2 protein-coding genes are annotated in these 2,285 nt (G+C 37.2%); both read right to left on the minus strand.

Annotated features, from left to right (window positions below):
* Positions 1-46 precede the first annotated feature (46 nt).
* Positions 47-1,600, minus strand: coding sequence for an IS1634 family transposase (locus AB1630_12490; GenBank protein ID MEW6104609.1), 1,554 nt, complete (start codon positions 1,598-1,600; stop codon positions 47-49).
* Between the two features lie 195 nt (positions 1,601-1,795).
* Positions 1,796-2,080: a HEAT repeat domain-containing protein gene (locus tag AB1630_12495; protein ID MEW6104610.1), complete on the minus strand. Its 285-nt coding sequence runs from the start codon at positions 2,078-2,080 to the stop codon at positions 1,796-1,798.
* Positions 2,081-2,285: the final 205 nt, after the last annotated feature.

Raw genomic sequence — 2,285 nt, forward strand, 5'->3', positions numbered from 1 at the left:
TGATTTTCAATAAGATATAGCGATATCTCTTTTTTATAATTCCTATCTACAATTGAAAGGGGGTTTTAATCCCTAATCCGTTTAAGATAGCGGTTTGATCCTCTGATAGAATATCTGGCAATTTCTTTAGGGTATGGGATTTGAATATTAGCTCACGATATTGGATTTTATCTAATGTTTCGATTATATATCTTAACGGATAACCTGAATCTTTTAGCTTGCTTTCAATATAATGTGTGATTTTATACGCCAGCATACAAACAAATACATGCCCTCGCACGCTTTCTTCTTTTCGGACATGAATAGGATGTATCCTCAATAACCCAGTTTTTATTATCTCAAATGCATGTTCGACCTTTGTTAAATCTTTGTAGCGGGCATGGGCATCTTCTTTGCTTAAATCTTTTTTCGGCACATCAGTCTTTATCACATAACATCCGGCTAATCTTAAAACTTCCTCTTTGGCTCCCTCATTAATCTTAACCCTGAATCCTTGATCGTATTCAAGCGTAATTATCTTTGATAATTGCCTCTTCTCAATCTCTGCATTAAGATTCTTTTGGGCTATCTCTCTCTTCGCCTTCTTATGCTTGTCCAAATATTCATTCTTTGCCCCTACTACCTTTTCTATATATTTAATCCTTTCCTCAAGATTCCTCCTTATCTCTTCTGCTCTCATAGGATTCTTACGCAGTATGTAACGTATCCCTTCATTCTCTACCTCGCATAAGCTATTATCAAACATATCAAGCTGGATTATCTCATCGTTTATCAGTCCTTCTATCTGCGGTTTGGTTATCGCCGTTATATAATTCCATCTATCAGGCTCTTTGGTTATCTCTTCTATCTGTTGTGATTTTAACATCCCTCTATCCCCTACAAATACTATCCGTTTAGTCCCATAATGCTCCCTTATCTTCTTTAACTGCTCAATCACAGTCTTATGATCACTTGTATTCCCTTTAAATACCTCCACTGTTAATGGATCTCCATCCTTATCTGTCAACAACCCTATCGCTATTACCTTCTTCCCTTTAACACCACCAGCCATCCTCCCATATTCTGCCAGCTCGTTCTGCTCCCCTTCCACATATTCTTTCGTCACATCATATAGAAAAAGTGAGTTTAATTCTTCAGGCCTTTCTTTTATCCTTCTCTGCCAAAGTTTGTCTTCAATCTTCCCTTGATTCTTGCTTAACCAGGCAAGCGTCTCATATAAATCGTCCTCGTCAAACCTTTCCTTGAATCCTAATACCTCTTCTATCGCCTCATCCTTTACCCAATAATTAGCTATGTGCCATCTGGACTTCTGCGTGATTATCATACCTGCTATCATTATCATTGTCAGTATCCCTGTTTTACCTCTGCCTAATACTTCCCTAATCCCTAACCGCTTAGCTATCTCAACTATAACCTTTAAAGCTCCATAGGCTTTGCCTTGCTTCTCAATAAAACCGTTTATCTCCTGGAGTTCTTTAACATTTCCGCCTTTAAGGGCAAATTCAATTGCCTCTATCACCTGTTCAGGCCATTTGGTGATATTGGCTAAGGTCTGGTGAATAACCTTTTTCCCTTGGCGGACACTTTTTTGAATAAGCACGGTCAGGTATTTCTTATGTTTATGCTCCCGATAGATTCTGGACACATACATAATGATTATATAATAACATATTAATTAAATTTTGTCAAGCATTTTTTTAAAAAATAATAAAATTTTTTAAAAAAATATTCGTATGCACGCTTTTAAGGTTTAAAACTTGCCTATCCCCTTGATTATTAAAAGGTTAGCACCATTTTATGGTCCATCTTTGAGGGGAAGTTCCGTTATATTAGCTAATGCTCTTGCTGTATCCCTTCGAACCTGTTCATTCTCATCCTTCAACGCCTCTATCAATGGCTCGACCGCTTTTTTCGCCTTTATCTCTCCTAACATCTCAATAGCAAATATATTCCTATGAGCTGGTATTATACCCCTAAATCCTTCAACCTCTAATGAACCTCCAGTGGCTGCCTCTATTAATGCATCCACTATTCTCTCTTTTTCATTCTCATCTGTAATATGATCATATACATTTGCCAAAGCTCCTGGAACTTGTGTTTTGATATGTCCATATTCATGATTCTTTAACGCATCTATTAATATATCTCTTGCTCTTTTACTAAGAGCCTATCCGAAAAATAGCTCAAGTTAATGTTCCCCTTTGCCGATTTATATAGAGAAGGGTTTTTACTCAATCTATACTGAAAAAGGAGGGGGACGAGATGGCTGATGGAGAAATGGGTGT

It is taken from the genome of bacterium, from assembly GCA_040753555.1.
Taxonomy (GTDB): Bacteria; UBA9089; UBA9088; order UBA9088; family UBA9088; genus JBFLYE01.